This window comes from Enterobacter sp. K510 (assembly GCF_055804875.1).
Genome location: NZ_JBNRLQ010000009.1, coordinates 31,435 through 52,675, shown reverse-complemented (window position 1 = coordinate 52,675; position 21,241 = coordinate 31,435). Strand labels below are relative to the sequence as shown.

Here is a 21,241-nt window from a genome sequence, read left to right as displayed (position 1 = left end):
ATGGTCAGGATCAGAACGGTATGTCGTCGTCAAAATCCATCGGCGGTTCGTTAGACTGCGCCGGTGCTGAAGACGGCTGCTGCGGGCGAGACTGCGCGCCGCCACTGAACTGATTGCCGCCGCCCTGCGGTTGCTGAGGCTGACCCCAGCCGCCCTGCTGCTGGCCGCCGCCTGCCGGTGCGCCGCCACCCTGACGTCCACCCAGCATCTGCATTACGCCGCCAATCTGCGGAACGTTGATTTCAGTGGTGTAGCGTTCCTGACCGCTCTGATCGGTCCACTTACGGGTGCGCAGGGAACCTTCGATATACACCTGCGAGCCTTTACGCAGATATTCACCGGCGATTTCCGCCAGTTTGCCGAACAGCACAACGCGGTGCCATTCAGTCTGCTCTTTGGTTTCACCGGTGTTTTTATCGCGCCAGGATTCGGAGGTCGCCAGCGTAATGTTGGCGACTGCGCCACCACTCGGCATGTAGCGTACTTCCGGGTCCTGGCCCAGATTACCGACGAGAATCACCTTGTTTACGCCTCTGCTGGCCATGGTCGTGTCTCCTGAATACGTTTCTTAATAGTGTAAACGCGCGATTGTAGCATTACAAACCGCGCGATTGATACCTTGCGAGGCGGATTCCAGTAAACCGCGCCGTCGCGACATTGTTGCAAGACTCACTGGAAGGCGCATCATAACACTGTATATCCATTCAGGTTAAATTGTGTCATAATTAATCGTTTCAGTTCAGACCGCCGGGCGTGTTCTATGCTTACCGAAATGGATGCATAACGCTATGGCAGCCGAATCTCTACCGGGAAAGGTGAATGGATAAGATAGAAGTACGGGGCGCGCGTACCCATAATCTCAAGAACATCAACATCGTCATCCCACGCGACAAGCTGATTGTCGTGACCGGGCTTTCGGGTTCAGGCAAATCCTCGCTGGCTTTTGACACCCTTTATGCCGAAGGGCAGCGTCGTTACGTCGAATCGCTCTCTGCCTATGCGCGGCAGTTCCTGTCGCTCATGGAAAAGCCAGATGTCGATCATATTGAAGGGCTGTCGCCGGCAATCTCCATTGAGCAGAAGTCGACGTCGCACAACCCACGTTCCACGGTCGGGACTATTACCGAAATTCATGACTATCTGCGTCTGCTGTTTGCCCGCGTGGGCGAAGCGCGCTGCCCGGATCATAACGTTCCGCTGGCCGCGCAAACGGTCAGTCAGATGGTCGATAACGTGCTCTCGCAGCCTGAAGGCAAGCGGCTGATGCTGCTGGCGCCTATCATCAAAGATCGTAAGGGCGAGCACACCAAAACGCTGGAAAACCTGGCCAGCCAGGGTTATATCCGCGCCCGTATCGACGGCGAAGTCTGCGATCTTTCCGATCCGCCGACGCTTGAGCTGCAAAAGAAACACACCATTGAGGTGGTCATCGACCGCTTTAAAGTGCGCGACGATCTGACGCAGCGCCTGGCGGAATCCTTTGAAACCGCGCTGGATCTCTCCGGCGGGACGGCGATCGTGGCCGATATGGACGACGCCAAAGCGGGCGAACTGCTGTTCTCCGCAAACTTCGCCTGCCCGATTTGCGGCTACAGCATGAATGAGCTGGAACCGCGTATGTTCTCGTTCAACAATCCGGCGGGCGCCTGTCCGACCTGCGACGGGCTGGGCGTACAACAGTATTTCGATCCGGATCGGGTGATCCAGAATCCGGAGCTGTCGCTGGCGGGCGGCGCGATCCGCGGCTGGGATCGCCGAAACTTCTATTATTTCCAGATGCTGCGCTCCCTTGCCGAACACTACAAGTTCGACGTGGAAGCGCCGTGGGCCAGCCTGAGCGCTAACGTGCATAAAGTGGTGCTGTTCGGCTCCGGCAAAGAGAACGTCGAATTTAAGTACATGAACGATCGCGGCGATACTTCCGTGCGACGCCATCCGTTTGAAGGCGTGCTGCACAATATGGAGCGCCGTTATAAAGAGACAGAGTCCAGCGCGGTACGTGAAGAGCTGGCGAAGTTCATTAGCAACCGCTCGTGCACCACCTGTGACGGAACGCGTCTGCGTCGTGAAGCGCGCCACGTGTTTGTGGAAGACACGCCGCTGCCGACCATTTCCGACATGAGCATCGGCCATGCGATGGATTTCTTCACCAATCTGAAACTTTCCGGCCAGCGTGCAAAAATCGCTGAAAAAGTACTGAAAGAGATTGGCGATCGTCTGAAATTCCTCGTGAACGTTGGGCTGAACTACCTGACGCTGTCCCGTTCGGCAGAGACCCTGTCCGGCGGCGAAGCGCAGCGTATCCGTCTGGCGAGCCAGATCGGTGCTGGTCTGGTGGGCGTGATGTACGTGCTGGATGAGCCGTCTATCGGCCTGCATCAGCGCGATAACGAACGTCTGCTCGGCACGCTGATCCATCTGCGTAACCTCGGCAACACGGTGATTGTGGTGGAGCATGATGAAGATGCGATCCGCGCCGCAGATCACGTTATCGACATCGGCCCGGGCGCAGGTGTTCATGGCGGTCAGGTAGTGGCTGAAGGTACGCTTGAAGACATCATGGCGGTGCCGGAATCGCTGACCGGGCAGTTTATGAGCGGCGTACGTAAGATTGAGATCCCGAAAGCGCGTGTGCCTGCGGATCCGGAAAAAGTGCTTAAGCTGACCGGCGCGCGCGGCAACAACCTGAAGGATGTCACCCTGACGCTGCCGGTGGGCCTGTTTACCTGCATCACCGGCGTGTCCGGCTCGGGTAAATCGACGCTGATCAACGATACGCTGTTCCCGATCGCCCAGCGCCAGCTCAACGGCGCAACCATCGCCGAGCCTGCGCCCTATCGTGACGTTCAGGGTCTGGAACATTTCGATAAAGTTATCGATATCGACCAGAGCCCGATTGGCCGTACGCCGCGCTCCAACCCGGCGACCTACACCGGCGTGTTTACGCCCGTGCGCGAGCTGTTTGCCGGTGTTCCGGAGTCCCGTTCACGCGGCTATACGCCGGGCCGTTTCAGCTTTAACGTGCGCGGCGGGCGTTGCGAAGCCTGTCAGGGCGATGGCGTGATCAAAGTCGAAATGCACTTCCTGCCGGACATTTACGTGCCGTGCGACCAGTGCAAAGGCAAGCGCTATAACCGTGAAACGCTGGAGATCAAATACAAAGGCAAGACGATCCATGAAGTGCTGGATATGACCATTGAAGAAGCGCGCGAGTTCTTTGATGCCGTACCATCACTGGCGCGTAAGCTGCAAACGCTGATGGACGTTGGCCTGACCTATATTCGCCTTGGACAATCCGCCACCACGCTGTCCGGTGGTGAAGCACAGCGCGTGAAGCTGGCGCGTGAGCTGTCGAAACGCGGTACCGGTCAGACGCTGTACATCCTTGATGAACCGACGACCGGCCTGCACTTCGCGGATATTCAGCAACTGCTGGAAGTGCTGCACCAATTACGCGATCAGGGCAATACCATCGTGGTGATTGAGCATAACCTGGACGTAATCAAAACCGCAGACTGGATCGTCGATCTGGGGCCGGAAGGCGGCAGTGGCGGCGGTGAAATCCTCGTCTCCGGCACGCCGGAAACCGTTGCCGGGTGCGAAGCCTCGCACACGGCGCGCTTCCTCAAACCGATGCTGAAGTAATCAGACGGAAAGTTGCTGCCTGACCGCGTCGGGCAGCGCACTGACCACCAGCTGATATGAGGCGTCTACCAGATAGTAAATCTGCGAATCCGGCAGCGATCCATCGAGAAATACCGTGCTCCAGTGCGCTTTGTTCAGACGCGCGCTGGGGCGCACATCGCTGTGTTCATTACGCAATAATTCTGCCAGCTCCGGGCTGGTTTTCAGCGTGACCGCCGGACGGCCATCCGTTTCGTGCACCATCGCAAACAGCACATCCGCCACTTTAATCTGCGTCGCTTTCCAGTCGCTGTGTACGCTCTGTTCCGCTCCCGCCTTGCCCATGCAATAGGGCAGTAATTCTGCATTGGTCATTGGGGTTCCCCTGTTGTTGGCACCTCTGGTGCAGCTCCCTGTCGAAAATAAATCTTTCTAAGTGTGCAGCATGAGTGCGTTTTCAGCCAGGTTTCCACCAGCAGAGATTAAAAAAACGGCAATCCTGCGACTGCCGTGGGGGATCAGTATTCGGAATTGACGATCACTTCTTCACCGAACATGCCCGCCTGCGGCAGCGGTTTATAAGTGGAGTTGGAGGCACGCAGTACGCGGATACCGCGCGCGCCAGTTTCCTGCGCGGCGCGAATATCGTTATCGGAATCGCCGTAGAACACTTTGATTTGCTTACCCCGTAACCACTGCGTTTTGGTGTTCTGACCTGGCTTATCGCCGGCAAAAATCACCGGATTCATGCTGGCGGCCGGAATGAGGAAATCATCCTGCAGGGTTTTGGTGACGGTTTCCGTTTTGGTTTCGCTGCGGCCGGTGATGAAGAAAATAGAGTCGCCGCGCTTCACATGCATGGCGATCAGCGCGCGGGCCACCTCTTTCGGAATACTGAATTCATCCCAGCCGTTGTTCATCTTTTCCCAGAACGCGGGATTTTTCAGATAGTCTTCGCTGTCCGGCGACCAGGTTTTCTTGCCGCGCCAGAAGCCGGGGCTGGAAAAGAGCACGGTGTCATCAATATCAAAACCCACGGCCATCGGCGGACGTCCCAGCAGACTGTTTTCGATTTGCGCCACGGATACCCAGTGCACCGGCGCCTGTTGCGCCAGTTGTGCGACATTAATGCCAGGATTAAGGGGCGAAGGGGACGAGGCGTGAGCGGTAACGGGGCCATTAAGCGTGAACAGCAAACTAAAGGCACTGAGGATAAGTGTGATTTTGCGCATATTTTTCCCTGCATTATCAGCCCGCAATCATTGCAACCTGCGCGGACGATCAAAAATTTACCCGACCTTAACGTTCCGGGCAGGTGAAAGGAAGAATATTCTTAAAAAAGAGGCGGGAAACAGAAGGCGGATCGCATTCTGCTCTCCCGCCCGGCTGCATGACACCGGGAGAGAGAGCCAGTAAGCAAGTACTTACATTACAGCGGCAAAGGCTTGCGCCACGCGCTGTACGTTGCCAGCATTCAGTCCGGCGACGCACATGCGTCCGCTGGCGATAAGGTAAACGCCAAACTCATCGCGCAGGCGATCCACCTGGGCGCTGCTCAGCCCGGTATAGCTGAACATTCCGCGCTGTTTGAGCAGATAATCAAAGTTCTGACCCGGCACCGCGTCTTTCAGGACGTTAACCAGTTCCTGACGCATCGCCAGGATGCGCAGGCGCATGGCTTCCACTTCCGCCAGCCAGCTGGCTTTCAGGGCGTCGTCGCCCAGCACCGTCGCCACCAGTTGCGCGCCAAAGGCTGGCGGGCTGGAGTAGTTACGGCGTACAGTGGCTTTAAGCTGACCCAGCACGCGGGCAGCGGCGTCGGCATCTTCACAGACCACCGACAGTCCACCGACACGCTCGCCGTAAAGTGAGAAAATCTTCGAGAAGGAGTTGCTGACCAGCGCCGGTAGTCCTGCGCTGGCAATGGCGCGGATGGCGTAGGCATCTTCTTCCATACCCGCGCCAAAGCCCTGATAGGCGATGTCGAGGAACGGGATCAGGTTGCGCGCTTTCAGCACCTTAACGACTGCATCCCATTGAGCGTTTGTCAGGTCTGCGCCGGTCGGGTTGTGGCAGCACGGATGCAGCAGCACGATGCTTTGCGCCGGCAGCGTGTTCAGTTTTTCGAGTAACGCTTCCGCGCGCACGCCGTTAGTGGCGGCATCAAACCACGGATAGGTATCGACGTTAAAACCTGCACCTTCAAAAATGGCGACGTGGTTTTCCCATGTCGGATCGCTGACCCAGACGCCGGAGTCCGGGAAGTAGCGTTTGAGGAAATCGGCACCGATTTTCAACGCCCCGGAGCCGCCCAGCGTCTGGATAGTGGCGACGCGCTGCGCGTTTAATACCGGATGATCCGCCCCGAAAAGCAGCGGCGCGATGGTATGGCGATAGCCGTTTAAGCCTTCCATCGGCAGATAAAGCGAGGCACCGTGCGGCTGGGCATTCAGGCGCGCCCGCGCTTCCGTAATCGCCTGTAGCTGGGGAATAGCACCGTCTTCGTTGTAATACAGCCCGATGCTGAGATTAACTTTGTCGCTACGGGGATCTTCTTTAAAACGTTCCATCAGCGAAAGGATGGGGTCGCCAGCATAGGCGTCAACTTTCTGAAACACGCGGTGGTTCTCCAGGTTTACGGTGCGGATAACCACAATAAACCGGAAGCGCGGGAAGATCGAGAGGGATGTGAATGGAAGGTTATCAGCAGGCCCCACGCAGGGGACCTGCAAAATACGATCAGTCGAGGTATTTCATCGCCACCCGCGAGGTCAGTCGCGTGATAAGTTCGTAAGCGCTCACTTTTGTGAATTCGGCGATACGCTCGACCGGCAGACCATCGCCCCACAGTGTCACGCGATCGCCCGCTTTTTCCTGCGCCTGCGGCCCGAGATCGACACAAATCATGTCCATTGCCACCCGGCCAACTATCGGCACTTCCCGGCCATTCACCAGCACCGGCGTACCGGACGGGGCTGCCCGCGGGTAGCCATCGCCGTAGCCCATCGCCACCACGCCCAGGCGGGTGTCGCGCTCGCTGATCCAGGTGCCGCCATAGCCGACCGGCTCGCCCGCTTTGTGTTCACGCACGGCGATCAGGTTTGAGGTCAGGGACATGACCGGCAGAAAGCCGAAGTCCGGGCCCCAGGGTTTATGATCCAGCGGCGAGACGCCATAAAGAATGATGCCGGGGCGTACCCAGTCAAAATGCGCCTGCGGCCACAGCAGGATGCCGCCGGAGGCCGCGATGGAACGCTGGCCGGGTTTGCCGTCGCAAAAGGTATTGAAAATATCGAGTTGCTGCTCGGTGGCGCCGCATTCCGGTTCATCGGCGCGGGCAAAATGGCTGACGATATTTACCGGCTGACGCACGTTTTTACAGGCGCAGAGGCGCTGATAAAAGGCGCTGGCGTCCTCAGGGCGCACGCCGAGGCGGTGCATGCCGGTGTCGAGCTTCATCCAGACGGTGACCGGCTCGCTAAGTTCGGCGTTTTCCAGCGCCGTCAGCTGCTCGTTGTTGTGGACGGCGGTATGCAAATGTTCTGCGGCAATGGTCGGCAGGTCGTCGGCGGCGAAGAAGCCTTCCAGCAGTAAAATCGGTTGGGTGATGCCGCCCGCGCGCAGGCGCAGGGCTTCTTCGAGACGGGCGACGCCAAAGGCGTCGGCATCGGGGAGCGTTCGCGCGGTCTCAAGAAGACCGTGTCCGTAAGCGTTCGCTTTCACGACTGCCACCAGGCGACTGGCAGGAGCCAGTTCGCGCAGGCGTTGCAGGTTGTGACGCAGAGCGCGGCGGTTAATGACTACAGTTGCCGCTTGCATTGTTATTCCTTCATTAATGAGTACCGGATCTGACGTTTTAAAACCGACCAGATCCCTTATTCGTCGTCGTATTGTGGACCCGCATAGTTATCAAAGCGCGACCACTGACCGTTAAAGGTCAGACGTACCGTCCCGATTGGGCCGTTACGCTGTTTACCGAGGATGATTTCCGCGATGCCTTTCAGATCGCTGTTTTCGTGATAAACCTCGTCACGGTAGATAAACATGATCAGGTCGGCATCCTGCTCGATGGAGCCGGATTCACGCAGGTCGGAGTTTACCGGACGTTTATCGGCGCGCTGTTCCAGCGAGCGGTTGAGCTGCGAGAGCGCCACCACCGGCACCTGTAATTCTTTCGCCAGCGCTTTCAGCGAGCGGGAGATCTCGGCGATCTCCAGCGTACGGTTATCAGAAAGAGAAGGAACGCGCATCAATTGCAGGTAGTCGATCATGATCAGACTCAGCCCGCCGTGCTCGCGGAAAATACGGCGCGCGCGGGAGCGGACTTCTGTCGGCGTCAGGCCAGAGGAGTCGTCGATATACATGTTGCGCTTTTCCAGCAGAATGCCCATGGTGCCGGAGATACGCGCCCAGTCTTCATCATCAAGCTGGCCGGTACGAATACGGGTCTGGTCGACGCGGGACAGGGACGCCAGCATACGCATCATAATCTGTTCGGCGGGCATCTCCAGACTGAAGATTAAGACCGGTTTATCCTGCAACATGGCCGCGTTTTCGCAGAGGTTCATCGCAAATGTGGTCTTACCCATCGACGGACGTGCCGCGACGATAATCAAATCCGAACGCTGTAAGCCAGCGGTCTTTTTATTCAGATCCTGATAGCCGGTATCCACACCCGTCACGCCGTCATGAGGCTGCTGGAAAAGCTGCTCAATACGCGCCACGGTGGACTCAAGGATCTGATCGATACTCTTCGGGCCTTCGTCTTTATTGGCACGATTTTCAGCGATCTGGAAAACGCGGGATTCGGCGAGATCGAGCAGGTCTTCGCTGCTGCGGCCCTGCGGATCGAAACCGGCGGTGGCGATCTCATTCGCCACCGAAATCATTTCGCGCACCACCGCGCGTTCACGCACGATGTCAGCGTAGGCGCTGATGTTCGCCGCGCTTGGCGTATTTTTTGACAGCTCTGCCAGATATGCAAAGCCGCCCACGCTGTCGAGTTGCCCCTGTTGCTCCAGCGATTCCGCGAGCGTGATCAGGTCGATGGGTTTACTCATCTCCTGCAGGCGGTGCATCTCAGTGAAGATGTGGCGGTGCGGGCGGGTATAGAAATCTTCCGCCACCACACGCTCGGCCACATCGTCCCAGCGTTCGTTATCCAGCATTAAACCGCCCAACACCGACTGTTCCGCTTCAATTGAGTGCGGGGGGACTTTCATCCCTTCGACCTTGAAGTCGCGAGGTTCAGGCTGTTTGTTGAAGGGTTTATTTCCTGCCATAGTGAATGGAGTTACCGAGATGATGATTGGGTCGAAAGATTACCACAGAGTTCAGGAGGAAGCATGGCAACAAGAATTGAATTTCACAAGCATGGTGGCCCTGAGGTACTGAAAGCCGTGGAGTTCACCCCCACCGATCCGGCGGGAAATGAAGTCCAGATTGAGAACAAAGCCATTGGTATCAATTATATTGATACCTATATTCGCAGCGGGCTTTATCCACCGCCTTCCCTGCCGAGCGGCCTGGGAACGGAAGCCGCGGGCGTGGTCAGCAAAGTGGGTAAAGGCGTAACCCATATCAAAGCCGGTGACCGGGTGGTATACGCCCAGTCGGCGCTCGGGGCTTACAGCTCAGTGCATAACGTGCCTGCCGATAAAGCAGCGATCCTGCCTAACGCCATCTCCTTCGAACAGGCTGCCGCCTCCTTCCTGAAAGGCCTGACGGTGTTTTATCTGCTGCGTAAAACCTACGAAATTAAACCCGACGAACCCTTTTTATTCCATGCCGCCGCCGGGGGCGTGGGGCTGATTGCCTGCCAGTGGTCGAAGGCGCTGGGCGGTAAGCTGATCGGCACTGTGGGTAGTGCGCAAAAAGCGCAGCGCGCGTTACAGGCCGGTGCCTGGCAGGTGATCAATTATCGTGAAGAGAGCATTGTTGAGCGGGTAAAAGAGATCACCGGCGGCAAGAAGGTGCGCGTGGTGTATGACTCGGTAGGGAAAGATACCTGGGAAGCCTCGCTGGACTGCCTGCAACGTCACGGGCTGATGGTGAGCTTCGGCAATGCTTCCGGGCCGGTGACCGGCGTCAATCTGGGTATTCTCAACCAGAAAGGCTCGCTGTTTGCCACCCGCCCTTCCCTGCAAGGCTACATCACCAATCGCGAGGAGCTGGAAGAAGCCAGCAATGAACTGTTTTCGCTGATCGCCAGCGGCGTGATCAAAGTGGATGTGGCGGAAGATCAGAAGTTTGCGCTTGCGGATGCGCAACGGGCGCATGAGGTACTGGAAAGTCGCGCCACTCAGGGGTCAAGTTTACTGATCCCTTAAAAGAATTAGGGCCTCCCTGAGGAGGCCCATTCTTTTTTTAGTTCGGCTGTTTGTAGGGGACAGCACGATGAATTCGTTAACCGCGCCATAGTGCCAGATCCAATAAGTAAATCCTATGCGGTTTCAGCGAACTCGCCTCTGAAAAGTACGAGGTTGTGATCAACCACGCATAACCTTAGTAACGCCAGCGGTTATTGCGCTGATAATGCGGGATTTTTGGCGTTTTTATCGCCCGAATTACCCACACAATCGCCACTGCCAGCAGCAGCCAGGGCAGCAGTTTAAACATCAGCGCGAACAGCCCGCCGACAAACATTAACGCGGTGGCGACCACCAGCGCGGCAATAATGCCGAGCAGGGAAATTCCGGTCACCATCAGCATGACGAAAAATCCAATGACAAAAAGTAGTTCCAGCATGGCTCTCTCCCGAAAGACGTTTCTTTCATTCTTGCTAAGCTATTACAAGATTCATGCCAAAATTAACCTGCTGATATGAAACGAAAACGCCCCGCGAATTAACGCGAGGCGTGGTGAATCTGACCATTTTTTGGCGAAGTTTTTAACGCTTATCCGCCACCAGCGCCAGCGCCTGTTCCACTACGCGAATATCTGCGCCTGCTTTATGCGCATTTTCACTCAGATGGCGACGCCACTGACGCGCGCCGGGAATGCCCTGGAACAGCCCGAGCATATGACGGGTAATGTGCCCCAGATAGGCCCCTTTGCTCAGTTCACGCTCAATGTACGGATACATAGCGCGCACCACGGCAACCGGATCGGTATCCGCGCGGTCACGACCAAAGATCTCGCGGTCCACGGCGGTGAGGATCCCCGGATTCTGGTACGCCTCGCGGCCTACCATCACGCCGTCCATATGTTCCAGATGCGCTTTCGCTTCCGCCAGTGATTTGATGCCGCCGTTAATCGACATCGTCAGCTGCGGGAAATCACGCTTGAGCTGGTATACGCGCGGGTAATCCAGCGGTGGGATCTCGCGGTTCTCTTTCGGGCTCAAACCTGACAGCCAGGCTTTACGGGCGTGGATAATAAAGGTGTCGCATTCGCCCTTACCGGAGACGGTGCTGATGAAATCACACAGGAATTCATAGCTGTCCTGATCGTCAATGCCGATACGGGTTTTCACCGTCACCGGGATCGACACCACGTCACGCATCGCTTTCACGCAGTCGGCCACCAGTTGGGCGTTGCCCATCAGACAGGCGCCGAACATGCCATTTTGTACGCGGTCGGACGGACAGCCAACGTTAAGGTTGATTTCATCGTAGCCCCGCTCTTCCGCCAGTCTGGCGCACTGCGCCAGCTGCTGCGGATCGCTGCCGCCAAGCTGTAAGGCGACCGGATGCTCTTCCTCGCTGTACACCAGATAATCGCCCTTGCCGTGAATAATGGCGCCGGTGGTGACCATTTCGGTGTAGAGCAGCATATCGCGGGACAGCAGACGCAAAAAGTAGCGGCAATGCCTGTCCGTCCAGTCGAGCATCGGCGCGATGGAGAAGCGGGAGGAAGCGAATTGGGTGGACGGAGTTACGGGTGCCATAGCGTACATTTTTGCATCAATATGAAAAAGGGGCGCTACTATAACACACTCATTTCCGGGGTACACATTAGCAGACCGGAGGCATTGCGCCCCCGGTCCGCTTTAACTCAGAAGGTCAGGCTCAGCTGTGCGCCTGCGCCCCAGGTTTCGTTTTCGCCCACGATACCCGTCAGGTCAAGACGCGCGCGTTCAAAGGCCGTGAAGCCTACACCGCCGGTAAAGACGTTGCTGTCGTTATCTTTCACGTCTGCACGGTAACCGGCACGCACCGCCATCCAGTCCAGTGGACGGACTTCAGCGCCGACGCCAACGTACTGGGAGTTTTCTTCGCTCTTGAAGCCTTTGGTTTCCGTCAGATCGCCATCGGCGGTTACCGTCACCAGATCGTTATGCCATGCCACACCCGCTGTCACCACCGGGCTGATCTGGTAGGTGTCTTTGTAGTTTCTCACCTCACCGGTACGGCCGTTACGCACGTTGATATCTTTGGTGTCGATGTCACGGGAGATCAGGTTCTGCCCGCTCACGCCTACGGTCCAGTTTTCGCCGAAATCTGCCGCAATACCGGCATCGACGTTAAAACCATTGTCGTCGGTACGATAACGGCTGCTTTTGAAATCGTCGCTGTCGTAATCGTAAATGGAGGTGGTGTAGTTATAGACCCAGGTTTTCTGGAATTTCGGCGTTACGCCGATAGAAACCGGAACTTCACCCACCTGGAACTGACGGGCAACGGCGATACCGTAATCCGAGACGATAGCCGCGCGCCCGGAGGCGGTGGAGTTCAGATTTTCGGTGATTTCATCAGAGCCGTTTGGCGACAGCGCGGCATTAAGCGCTTCACCAACGGCCACCAGCCTGCTGTTCTGGATGCTGCGCAGGTAAGTAATATCCTGCTGATCAATGTTCGAACTGACGCGGGCATGCGCATGGGCTTTAGTTACGAAGGCCACCGACAGCACGTCGTTAGGAATACTGACGGCAATGCCAGCGCCGGCACTTGCGCGCGCGGTTTTACCATCAAGGAATTCCAGCTCATCCGCCAGATCTTTCGCGGCGCTCTGGAATTGCCCGATAGTGCCCAGCGGGTTAGCAATAATTTGCGCTGCGGTAAGGTTATCGACAACGTCGCTGTAGCGGTCGACTTTGTCATTAATTTCGTCAATCTCATCCTGAAGATTGTCTTTGTCGGTGATTTGCGCGCCCACGGCTGGCAGGATCACAGTCACGCTGTCATCCGGCTTTGCTTTGGCCAGCAAGGCCGGGTTAATGAGTGCGCCGCTGCCATAGCTCGCGGAAGCAACACCCGTACCACCCATTGCGTCGCCACGCGCTTCTGCCCAGGTATTGGCCGCTGACGCCTGATTTGCCACAAAAAAGGAGACAGCGAGAGTAACCATTGAATATTTGAATGTTTTTTTCACAGTTTGCTCTTCTTTGAATAATTGAACATCTTACCCCGACAGTTATCGCCCGAACGGGGATGAACTATTGCTGTGAACAACGATGTTAAATACGGCTAATTCAATTTAAAGGATGTTTTAACGCTGATGGTCTTATTCACTGCTTTCCCGTTCCGGTGACGGGCCTATTAATTTATAGAAGACGAAATTAATTTCGTGAAGGTTTTCCATCATGGGGGCCGAAAAACTGCGGAGGATGGTCTATCCAGCGATCGTCCCGCGTGGCGGCATAGTCGGGATTGAGCGGGTAATAAATGCGGTTATTTCTTTTATTCGCCTCCCCCACGACCAACAGGCGTACTTCTTCCATGGTGTTATTGATAAAGGTATGGCAAACGCCGGTTCCGGCAGGAAATCCAACGCTGTCGCCCGGTTCCAGTTTCCATAAATAGCCGTTAATCCACGCCTCCGGATTCCCTTCCAGCACATAGATAAACTCCTCCTCATCGCTTTCCGCGTGCGGATACGATGTGCGTCGGCCCGGAGGTAGACGTTCGTGATGGATACCCAGCCGCGTAAGCCCGAGTTTTCGGGCAAGAGGCGCGCCAACAGAAAAACGTTCATCGCTGTCCGGGTAGCCTGATTCGTCGGGACCTTCGAGATCCCGCCAGTGCCGAATACAGTCGGGCTTTTTCATGTCCTTTCTCCTTCATAAATAATGCTTCAGATATAGCACACCTGCGTGCGGATCTCGGCGTTTAAGGCAGAACATGATAAAGTGGATGTTTCCGCACCCGGCCACCAGAGGATGCCCATGGATAAGACCACTTCGCAGGAGATGTTAGCGCAGGCTGAAAAGCTCTGCGTGCAACGCAATGTGCGCCTGACTCCACAGCGCCTGGAAGTATTACGGCTGTTAAGCCTGCAGGAAGGAGCGATCAGCGCTTACGATCTGCTGGATTTATTACGGGTATCTGAGCCACAGGCAAAGCCACCCACGGTGTATCGTGCGCTGGACTTCCTGCTGGAGCAGGGCTTTGTGCATAAAGTTGAGTCCACCAACAGCTATGTGCTGTGTCATCTTTTCGATAATCCTTCCCATACGTCGGCAATGTTTATCTGCGATCGTTGCGGAGCTGTCAAAGAAGAAGCGGCGGAAGGTGTGGAAGATATTATGCATGGTCTGGCCGCGCGAATGGGTTTTGCGCTACGCCATAATGTCATTGAAGCGCATGGTTTATGTGCGGCATGTTCAGAAGTGGAAGCCTGTCGTCATCAGGGTGCCTGTCAGCACGATCACAGTATTCAGGTGAAGAAAAAACCGCGTTAGAAATAAGGTGGGAATGTAGTGAGAGGTTGGTACATCCTTGTACCTTTCGGGCAGGGTAGCTGTAACGCTAATTGCCGCAGAAGTCCGTGATTACCAGCGGTAATCGTGACGGGTTTCCCAGTCACCAACTTCTTTCTCAGCCTGGTCTTTCTGGTAGCCGTAACGCTCCTGAATTTTACCAACCAGCTGGTCGCGTTTACCTTCGATGACAGTCATATCATCGTCGGTTAATTTACCCCACTGTTCTTTCGCTTTACCTTTGAACTGTTTCCAGTTACCGCCGACTTCGTCTTTATTCATAATGATATCCTCATCGTTCGGTTTGAATAAAAATATATTCAGTATCCATCAGTTCGTTCGATTTCTGCTGAACGTGATAATTATTGTAGTTAAGGATATGTCGAAGCGGAGATTATTCGGAATATTTAACCATCAACGCAATAAAGCGCCAGTGAACTTATGAGAACCAGGTGCCGTGACGCCAGTGCCGCTGCCAGATCCACGCCAGCGTAATCCCACGCAGCGCCAGGAAGACGGTTAACGACAGCCACAGGCCATGATTACCGAGCAGCGGTACGGTAAGCAGCGTCAGGGCAAAACCGGCGGCGGCGATGGCCATACTGTTACGCATCTCCGTCCCGCGGGTGGCGCCGATAAACATGCCGTCGAGCAGATAACACCATACCCCCACGATCGGTAAAATCACCTGCCAGCCAAGATAGTGCCCGGCAAGCCGTTGCAGATCCGGCAGGGAGGTCAGCAGCGAAATAATCTGCTCACCGGCCAGCGCGTACACCAGCGCAAACGCCAGCGCCACTATCCCCGACTGCCGACAGGCCGCCTGCCAGACGCTGAGCAACTGGCTGCCATCGCGCGCGCCATAGGCCTGCCCGGAATGGGCCTCAACCGCATAGGCAAAACCATCCAGGGCGTAGGCGGTAAAAGTCAGCAGCGTCATCAGCACGGCGTTCACCGCCACGATGTCGCCACCCAGACGCGCGCCCATCACGGTAATGGAACCAAAGCACAGCTGAAGCAGCAGCGAGCGCAGCATGATGTCGCGGTTAAGCGCCAGCAGCCGCCGTATATTGCCGCGCCAGGCGGTCTTCAGCATCGCCAGGCTGATCCCCCGGCGACGCAACCCGCGCTGCACCATCAGCAGGCCGACCACAAAAGTGGCGTATTCCGCAATAACGGTGGCGAGCGCCGCCCCCTGCACGTTCATGTGCAGCCCCATCACCAGCCATAAATCGAGGGCGATGTTCAGCACATTGCCCACCACCAGCAGCACCACAGGCGCGCGGGCATACTGAATACCCAGCAGCCAGCCGAGCAGCACCAGGTTCGCCAGCGATGCCGGGGCGCTCAGCCAGCGGATCTCCAGAAAACGCCGCGCCTGCTCCAGCACCGCGTCGTTGCCGCCCACAATGTGCAGAGTGAGATTAATCAGCGGGGTCTGAAAGAGGATGATGGCGAAACCGGCGATCAGCGCCAGCAGTAAAGGTTGCACCAGCGCCCGCGCCAGGGCGTGAGGATCTTTTGCGCCAAAGGCCTGGGCGGTAAAGCCGGTGGTACTCATGCGCAGAAAAAGCAGCAGCATAAACAGGAAGCTGGTGGCCATGGCGCCAACCGCCACGCCGCCCAGATAAACCGGGCTGTCGAGATGACCAATGACTGCGGTATCCACTAGCCCCAACAGCGGCACGGTGATATTGGAAAAAATCATCGGCAGCGCAAGACGCCACAACGCTTTGTCGGAAGTCGTCAGAAAGGCCACGTTGAATTACCAGAAGGGAAACGGACGCGCGGCGGCAATCATGATGTTGCCGCCGCGTGGAAAGAAGAGATTAGAGCCACTCACCGTTGCGGATCACGCCGACGGCCAGCCCTTCGATGGTGAAACTCTGCTCGCGCAGGTCAACCACGATAGGAGAAAACTCGCTGTTTTCCGGCAGCAGCTGCACGGTATTACCCTGACGCTTCAGCCGCTTAACGGTCACTTCATCGTCAATACGCGCGACCACGACCTGGCCGTTGCGGGCTTCCTGGGTTTTGTGCACCGCCAGCAGATCGCCGTCCATAATGCCGATATCTTTCATCGACATGCCGCTAACGCGCAGCAGGAAGTCTGCATTGGGTTTAAAGAGATTGGGATCGACCTGATAATGGCCTTCAATGTGTTGCTGCGCCAGCAGCGGTTCACCTGCCGCGACACGCCCGACCAGCGGCAGTCCGTCAACATCTTCAAGCAGTAAACGAATACCGCGGGACGCGCCGGAAACGATCTCCAGTACGCCTTTGCGCGCCAGCGCTTTCAGGTGTTCCTCAGCCGCGTTCGGGGAACGGAACCCCAAGCGCTGCGCGATCTCCGCACGCGTCGGCGGCATGCCTGTCTGGCTGATGTGATCCCGAATGAGATCAAACACCTCTTGCTGCCTGGCCGTTAAAGCTTTCATACCGCCCCCTGGTTGCATATACAGTTATGCTGTGAGTATATACAGGCAAAGTAAAATTTGGAATCGAATTTTGAGCAAAACAGCGGAGTTTGTCGATTTATGCGAGCATTATCGATAATGCGACCACAACAGCATGCCCCAGGTGGCGAGCGCCAGCAGGATGGACATCAGCACCGCCGCCGAGCCCATATCCTTTGCGCGCCCGGAAAGTTCATGAAAATCCGTGCCGATACGGTCCACCACCGCTTCAATCGCGCTGTTCAGAATTTCCACTATCATTACCAGCGCTACCGAGCCGATCAGCAGCACGCGCGTGATAGCGTCCACGTCCAGCCAGCAGGCAATGGCAATCGCCAGGATCACCGCTACCGCTTCCTGACGAAACGCCGCTTCGTTGATCCAGGCGGCGCGAACGCCTTTCCAGGAGTACCCTGCTGCTTTTATGATGCGAGTAAACCCAGTGGTATTATTGGCCATCAAAAGAACCTTTTTATGTAATTAGCGTCAATGTCTATGCAAGCAGACCTTGGTACAACAGAATTTACGCGCGCTTTCTGATATTCTTGCGGCGCAACAGGATTATTAACCAGAGGCTTCACATCGTATATGTCCGGCTGGCCACGAATTTACTACAAATTACTTAATTTACCATTAGGCGCGTTGGTAAAAAGCAAGCCCATTCCGGCAGAACCTGCCCAGGAACTGGGACTTGATACCTCACGCCCTATTATGTACGTCTTACCGTACAACTCGAAGGCAGATTTACTGACCCTGCGCGCGCAGTGTCTGGCAAACGATCTGCCCGATCCGCTGGAGCCACTCGAAATCGACGGCACGCTGCTGCCGCGCTATATCTTTATTCACAGCGGGCCCCGCGTGTTCACCTGGTACACGCCGAAGGAAGAGTCGATCAAGCTGTTCCATGATTACCTCGATCTGCACCGCAGCCACCCCGATCTGGACGTGCAAATGGTACCGGTGTCGGTGATGTTTGGCCGCTCGCCGGGTCGAGAGAAAGGCGAGGTCAACCCGCCGCTGCGTATGCTGAACGGCGTACAGAAATTCTTTGCTATCTCCTGGCTGGGACGCGACAGCTTTGTGCGCTTCTCGCCGCCGGTTTCGCTGCGCCGCATGGCCACCGAACATGGCACTGACAAAATTATCGCCCAGAAACTGGCGCGTGTCGCGCGGATGCATTTTGCCCGCCAGCGTCTGGCCGCGGTCGGCCCGCGCCTGCCTGCGCGTCAGGATCTGTTCAATAAATTGCTGGCCTCAAAAGCCATTGCCCGCGCGGTGGAAGACGAAGCGCGCAGCAAAAAGATCTCCCATGAAAAGGCACAGCAAAATGCCGTCGCCCTGATGGAAGAGATTGCGGCGAACTTCTCCTATGAAATGATCCGCGTCTCTGACCGCATTCTGAGCTTTACCTGGAACCGGCTGTATCAGGGGATCAACGTCCACAACGCCGAGCGCGTGCGTCAGTTGGCCCACGACGGTCACGAGATCGTCTATGTGCCCTGCCACCGCAGCCACATGGATTATCTGCTGCTCTCCTACGTGCTTTACCACCAGGGGCTGGTGCCGCCGCATATCGCCGCCGGTATTAACCTGAACTTCTGGCCCGCCGGGCCGATTTTCCGCCGCCTGGGCGCGTTCTTTATCCGTCGTACCTTCAAGGGCAACAAGCTCTATTCCACGGTGTTCCGTGAGTATCTCGGCGAGCTGTTCAGCCGGGGTTATTCGGTGGAGTACTTTGTGGAAGGCGGTCGTTCCCGTACCGGGCGTCTGCTCGATCCGAAGACCGGCACCCTGTCGATGACCCTTCAGGCGATGTTACGCGGCGGCACCCGTCCTATTACGTTAGTGCCGATTTACATCGGCTACGAGCACGTGATGGAAGTGGGCACTTACGCCAAAGAGCTGCGCGGCGCGACCAAAGAGAAAGAGAACCTGATGCAGATGGTGCGTGGCTTAAGCAAGCTGCGTAATCTGGGCCAGGGTTATGTGAACTTTGGCGAGCCGATCCCGCTGAACGCGTATCTCAATCAGCATGTGCCGGAGTGGCGCGAAGCGATCGATCCTATTGAAGCGGTGCGCCCGGCGTGGCTGACGCCGACGGTGAATACCATCGCCGCCGAGCTGATGGTGCGCATTAACAACGCCGGTGCGGCGAACGCCATGAACCTGTGTTCGACGGCGCTGCTGGCGTCACGCCAGCGTTCGCTGACCCGCGAACAGCTGACCGAGCAGCTGGATTGTTATCTGGATCTGCTGCGCAATGCGCCTTATTCAGAAGACGCCACCGTTCCGGCCAGCACCGCGTCCGGGCTTATCGATCACGCGCTGCAAATGAACAAGTTTGAAGTCGAGAAAGATACCATCGGCGACATCATCATTCTGCCGCGCGAGCAGGCGGTGCTGATGACCTACTATCGTAACAACATCGCGCATATGCTGGTTCTGCCTTCCCTGATGGCGGCTATCATTACCCAGCATCGCCATATCTCCCGCGAGGAGATGCTGCGTCATGTTGAAGCGCTGTATCCAATGCTGAAAGCCGAGCTGTTCCTGCGCTGGGAAAAAGAGGCGTTAGGAGAGGTACTGGATACCCTGACCACCGAACTGCTGCGCCAGGGGCTGATCATTGATAAAGACGATCGTCTGCATATCAATCCGTCACGCTCCCGCACGCTGCAACTGCTGGCGGCCGGCGCCCGTGAAACGCTGCAACGCTATGCCATCACCTTCTGGCTGCTGAGCGCGAACCCGTCCATCAACCGCAGTACGCTGGAAAAAGAGAGCCGCACGCTGGCGCAGCGTCTGTCGGTGCTGCACGGTATTAACGCGCCGGAGTTCTTCGATAAGGCGGTGTTCAGTACGCTGGTGCTGACGCTGCGTGACGAGGGTTATATCAGCGATACGGGGGATGCGGATCCGGCGAAAACCTTGCAGGTTTATCAGCTGCTCGCCGATCTGGTGACCTCTGATGTGCGCTTAACGATTGAGAGCGCAACCAGTCAGACGGACGCGGTATAACGTAATGCCCGGCGGCGCTTGCTTGCCGGGCCTACAAACACGCACAGAATCACAGGCCAGGTAAGGCGTCACCGCCTCCCGGCCTTTTTTATTTACAGCAGATAACTCACCGCCAGCCCTAAAAACAGCGCCAGACCCACGTAGTTATTGTTCATAAAGGCTTTAAAGCAGGCCTCGCGTTCGCGGTTCACCACCAGCCACTGCTGATAGATAAAGAGCGCACCAGCTACTGCTATCGACGCATAGTAAGGCCAGCCCAGCCCATTCAGCCAGCCGACGGCGGTCATCAGCGCCAGCACTATTACCTGCAACAGGCCGACGATCAGTTTGTCGTGACGCCCGAACAGAATGGCCGTCGATTTGACGCCGATTTTCAGATCGTCATCGCGGTCAACCATCGCATAGAGCGTGTCATAGGCCACTGCCCATAAGACGTTGGCGACAAACATCAGCCAGCAGCTCAGTGGTAAGGACTCACTCACCGCTGCAAACGCCATGGGTATGGACCAGCCAAAGGCCGCGCCCAGCACCACCTGCGGTAAGTGGGTGTAGCGTTTCATAAACGGATAAACCCAGGCCAGCGCCAGCGCCGCCACCGAGAGCGCAATGGTCATCAGGTTCAGGGTCAGCACCAGCACAAAGGCCAGCAGCACCAGCACCACAAACAGCGTGCGCGCCTCTTTTTCCGTTACCGCGCCGCTGGGCATCGGACGGTTTGCCGTGCGCTTCACGTGGCCGTCGATTTTACGGTCGGCATAATCGTTCACCACGCAGCCCGCCGCGCGCATCAGCCAGACGCCCGCGACAAATACCGCCAGGATCCACAGCGGCGGCACGCCCGGCGTGGCGACCCATAACGCCCACAGCGTGGGCCATAACAGTAACAGCGCGCCGATGGGTTTATCGGTGCGCATTAAGCGGTGAAAGGCCAGCAGCTTATCCTGAGTGAGACTCCACTCCATTTTATCTTCCTCTTAGTACAACGGCGATGCCGGCAAAAACAGTTCCGTCAGCAGTAACGGCTTCCCGCCCAGACGCAGACGGGAGCGGCGTCCCCACAGCGTATCCTCACGCCCAATTTCAATAAAGTCACGGGTAAGCGTAGACGAGGTAAAGAGATAACGACCGAGCGGCGTATTACCCAGCTTTTGCAGCGCCAGCTCCGGCCCGCTGAGGGTGGATTCAGGCACCACCGTGCGCCCGGCAAGCCAGGGTTCGCCATCGGCACAGAGTAAAATTTCCCGCAGCCAGTAGCGTGATTCCGCAGGCAGCAGCGGCAGCTCCTCAGGGATCTCATCCGGCGCGACAAAGGCTTCACGGATCAGCGTCACGCTCACCTGTTTGCCCTGCTGCTCAAAACGTTTGGTCATGGAATCTTCCAGCAACAGCCAGTCGAGCAGTTGCGGATCCAGCGCGGGGATTGCGTCAAAGTAGCGCAGCGCACGCAGTTGCGTTAGCGCAGGGTGTGACATGCCTTACTCTCCGGTACAAAACGTAAAAGTAT

20 protein-coding genes are annotated in these 21,241 nt (G+C 56.7%); 4 read left to right on the top strand and 16 right to left on the bottom strand.

What is annotated here, in order from left to right:
- Nucleotides 1-10: 10 nt before the first annotated feature.
- Nucleotides 11-544 (bottom strand): single-stranded DNA-binding protein SSB1, encoded by a 534-nt coding sequence (ssb1, locus tag ACQUTD_RS16120; protein ID WP_072570201.1) that lies wholly within the window; start codon nt 542-544, stop codon nt 11-13.
- A gap of 275 nt (nt 545-819) precedes the next feature.
- On the opposite strand from ssb1, the gene uvrA reads away from it, so the two are divergent.
- The gene (gene uvrA, locus ACQUTD_RS16115) at nt 820-3,645 is read left to right on the top strand and encodes an excinuclease ABC subunit UvrA (protein ID WP_318375684.1); all 2,826 of its coding nucleotides are present in this window, start codon (nt 820-822) and stop codon (nt 3,643-3,645) included.
- On the opposite strand, the gene ACQUTD_RS16110 is transcribed toward uvrA, so the two are convergent.
- The 5 genes from ACQUTD_RS16110 to dnaB form a co-directional block, all read right to left on the bottom strand.
- Nucleotides 3,646-3,999 carry an MmcQ/YjbR family DNA-binding protein gene (locus ACQUTD_RS16110; protein WP_072570199.1) on the bottom strand — a complete coding sequence of 118 codons (354 nt, stop codon included), beginning with the start codon at nt 3,997-3,999 and terminating at the stop codon, nt 3,646-3,648.
- A 143-nt stretch (nt 4,000-4,142) separates the two neighbouring features.
- On the bottom strand, nt 4,143-4,856 hold the full coding sequence (aphA, locus tag ACQUTD_RS16105; protein ID WP_473276872.1) for an acid phosphatase AphA: 714 nt from the start codon (nt 4,854-4,856) through the stop codon (nt 4,143-4,145).
- Nucleotides 4,857-5,048: 192 nt separating this feature from the next.
- A complete protein-coding gene (tyrB, locus tag ACQUTD_RS16100) occupies nt 5,049-6,242 on the bottom strand; it encodes an aromatic amino acid transaminase (RefSeq protein WP_318372932.1) in 1,194 nt (397 codons plus the stop codon).
- 121 nt (nt 6,243-6,363) lie between these two features.
- Nucleotides 6,364-7,443 carry an alanine racemase gene (alr, locus tag ACQUTD_RS16095; protein ID WP_318372933.1) on the bottom strand — a complete coding sequence of 360 codons (1,080 nt, stop codon included), beginning with the start codon at nt 7,441-7,443 and terminating at the stop codon, nt 6,364-6,366.
- A 56-nt stretch (nt 7,444-7,499) separates the two neighbouring features.
- Nucleotides 7,500-8,906, bottom strand: a complete 1,407-nt coding sequence (dnaB, locus tag ACQUTD_RS16090) for a replicative DNA helicase (RefSeq protein WP_072570195.1) — start codon at nt 8,904-8,906, stop codon at nt 7,500-7,502.
- A 63-nt stretch (nt 8,907-8,969) separates the two neighbouring features.
- Here dnaB and ACQUTD_RS16085 point away from each other — a divergent pair, with 63 nt between their 5' ends.
- A complete protein-coding gene (locus ACQUTD_RS16085) occupies nt 8,970-9,953 on the top strand; it encodes an NADPH:quinone reductase (protein ID WP_473276873.1) in 984 nt (327 codons plus the stop codon).
- Nucleotides 9,954-10,128: 175 nt separating this feature from the next.
- Here the strand turns inward: ACQUTD_RS16085 and pspG are convergent, their stop codons facing one another.
- The 4 genes from pspG to ACQUTD_RS16065 form a co-directional block, all read right to left on the bottom strand.
- Nucleotides 10,129-10,371: an envelope stress response protein PspG gene (pspG, locus tag ACQUTD_RS16080; RefSeq protein ID WP_318364158.1), complete on the bottom strand. Its 243-nt coding sequence runs from the start codon at nt 10,369-10,371 to the stop codon at nt 10,129-10,131.
- A gap of 142 nt (nt 10,372-10,513) precedes the next feature.
- Complete coding sequence (dusA, locus tag ACQUTD_RS16075) at nt 10,514-11,512, bottom strand: tRNA dihydrouridine(20/20a) synthase DusA (protein WP_473276874.1); 999 nt, start codon at nt 11,510-11,512, stop codon at nt 10,514-10,516.
- A 107-nt stretch (nt 11,513-11,619) separates the two neighbouring features.
- Nucleotides 11,620-12,912, bottom strand: a complete 1,293-nt coding sequence (locus tag ACQUTD_RS16070) for a conjugal transfer protein TraF (protein WP_412176401.1) — start codon at nt 12,910-12,912, stop codon at nt 11,620-11,622.
- Between the two features lie 211 nt (nt 12,913-13,123).
- Nucleotides 13,124-13,612, bottom strand: a complete 489-nt coding sequence (locus ACQUTD_RS16065; protein ID WP_072570191.1) for a cupin domain-containing protein — start codon at nt 13,610-13,612, stop codon at nt 13,124-13,126.
- 117 nt (nt 13,613-13,729) lie between these two features.
- On the opposite strand from ACQUTD_RS16065, the gene zur reads away from it, so the two are divergent.
- Complete coding sequence (zur, locus tag ACQUTD_RS16060) at nt 13,730-14,245, top strand: zinc uptake transcriptional repressor Zur (protein ID WP_088220449.1); 516 nt, start codon at nt 13,730-13,732, stop codon at nt 14,243-14,245.
- A gap of 90 nt (nt 14,246-14,335) precedes the next feature.
- On the opposite strand, the gene ACQUTD_RS16055 is transcribed toward zur, so the two are convergent.
- From ACQUTD_RS16055 to ACQUTD_RS16040, 4 genes are all read right to left on the bottom strand, one after another.
- Nucleotides 14,336-14,545, bottom strand: a complete 210-nt coding sequence (locus ACQUTD_RS16055) for a CsbD family protein (protein WP_072570189.1) — start codon at nt 14,543-14,545, stop codon at nt 14,336-14,338.
- A gap of 157 nt (nt 14,546-14,702) precedes the next feature.
- Entirely contained in the window at nt 14,703-16,022 is a 1,320-nt protein-coding gene (gene dinF, locus ACQUTD_RS16050) for an MATE family efflux transporter DinF (protein WP_473276877.1), read from the bottom strand.
- 70 nt (nt 16,023-16,092) lie between these two features.
- Nucleotides 16,093-16,701 carry a transcriptional repressor LexA gene (gene lexA, locus ACQUTD_RS16045; protein WP_072570187.1) on the bottom strand — a complete coding sequence of 203 codons (609 nt, stop codon included), beginning with the start codon at nt 16,699-16,701 and terminating at the stop codon, nt 16,093-16,095.
- A 108-nt stretch (nt 16,702-16,809) separates the two neighbouring features.
- Entirely contained in the window at nt 16,810-17,178 is a 369-nt protein-coding gene (locus ACQUTD_RS16040; RefSeq protein WP_072570186.1) for a diacylglycerol kinase, read from the bottom strand.
- A gap of 129 nt (nt 17,179-17,307) precedes the next feature.
- Here ACQUTD_RS16040 and plsB point away from each other — a divergent pair, with 129 nt between their 5' ends.
- On the top strand, nt 17,308-19,737 hold the full coding sequence (gene plsB / locus ACQUTD_RS16035; protein WP_318375688.1) for a glycerol-3-phosphate 1-O-acyltransferase PlsB: 2,430 nt from the start codon (nt 17,308-17,310) through the stop codon (nt 19,735-19,737).
- Between the two features lie 92 nt (nt 19,738-19,829).
- On the opposite strand, the gene ubiA is transcribed toward plsB, so the two are convergent.
- Together ubiA and ubiC are read right to left on the bottom strand one after the other, a co-directional pair.
- A complete protein-coding gene (gene ubiA / locus ACQUTD_RS16030) occupies nt 19,830-20,699 on the bottom strand; it encodes a 4-hydroxybenzoate octaprenyltransferase (protein WP_072570184.1) in 870 nt (289 codons plus the stop codon).
- 12 nt (nt 20,700-20,711) lie between these two features.
- Nucleotides 20,712-21,209, bottom strand: coding sequence for a chorismate lyase (gene ubiC, locus ACQUTD_RS16025; RefSeq protein ID WP_072570183.1), 498 nt, complete (start codon nt 21,207-21,209; stop codon nt 20,712-20,714).
- Nucleotides 21,210-21,241 lie beyond the last annotated feature (32 nt).

Bases quoted from the DNA above. Each gene is read 5' to 3' on its own strand.
- ACQUTD_RS16065 (WP_072570191.1), bottom strand. From the start codon at position 13,612: ATGAAAAAGCCCGACTGTATTCGGCACTGGCGGGATCTCGAAGGTCCC.
- ACQUTD_RS16085 (WP_473276873.1), top strand. From the start codon at position 8,970: ATGGCAACAAGAATTGAATTTCACAAGCATGGTGGCCCTGAGGTACTG.
- lexA (WP_072570187.1), bottom strand. From the start codon at position 16,701: ATGAAAGCTTTAACGGCCAGGCAGCAAGAGGTGTTTGATCTCATTCGG.
- aphA (WP_473276872.1), bottom strand. From the start codon at position 4,856: ATGCGCAAAATCACACTTATCCTCAGTGCCTTTAGTTTGCTGTTCACG.
- alr (WP_318372933.1), bottom strand. From the start codon at position 7,443: ATGCAAGCGGCAACTGTAGTCATTAACCGCCGCGCTCTGCGTCACAAC.
- pspG (WP_318364158.1), bottom strand. From the start codon at position 10,371: ATGCTGGAACTACTTTTTGTCATTGGATTTTTCGTCATGCTGATGGTG.
- plsB (WP_318375688.1), top strand. From the start codon at position 17,308: ATGTCCGGCTGGCCACGAATTTACTACAAATTACTTAATTTACCATTA.
- ubiC (WP_072570183.1), bottom strand. From the start codon at position 21,209: ATGTCACACCCTGCGCTAACGCAACTGCGTGCGCTGCGCTACTTTGAC.
- ACQUTD_RS16055 (WP_072570189.1), bottom strand. From the start codon at position 14,545: ATGAATAAAGACGAAGTCGGCGGTAACTGGAAACAGTTCAAAGGTAAA.
- ACQUTD_RS16070 (WP_412176401.1), bottom strand. From the start codon at position 12,912: ATGGTTACTCTCGCTGTCTCCTTTTTTGTGGCAAATCAGGCGTCAGCG.
- ubiA (WP_072570184.1), bottom strand. From the start codon at position 20,699: ATGGAGTGGAGTCTCACTCAGGATAAGCTGCTGGCCTTTCACCGCTTA.
- ssb1 (WP_072570201.1), bottom strand. From the start codon at position 544: ATGGCCAGCAGAGGCGTAAACAAGGTGATTCTCGTCGGTAATCTGGGC.
- zur (WP_088220449.1), top strand. From the start codon at position 13,730: ATGGATAAGACCACTTCGCAGGAGATGTTAGCGCAGGCTGAAAAGCTC.
- uvrA (WP_318375684.1), top strand. From the start codon at position 820: ATGGATAAGATAGAAGTACGGGGCGCGCGTACCCATAATCTCAAGAAC.
- dnaB (WP_072570195.1), bottom strand. From the start codon at position 8,906: ATGGCAGGAAATAAACCCTTCAACAAACAGCCTGAACCTCGCGACTTC.
- dusA (WP_473276874.1), bottom strand. From the start codon at position 11,512: ATGGCACCCGTAACTCCGTCCACCCAATTCGCTTCCTCCCGCTTCTCC.
- ACQUTD_RS16040 (WP_072570186.1), bottom strand. From the start codon at position 17,178: ATGGCCAATAATACCACTGGGTTTACTCGCATCATAAAAGCAGCAGGG.
- ACQUTD_RS16110 (WP_072570199.1), bottom strand. From the start codon at position 3,999: ATGACCAATGCAGAATTACTGCCCTATTGCATGGGCAAGGCGGGAGCG.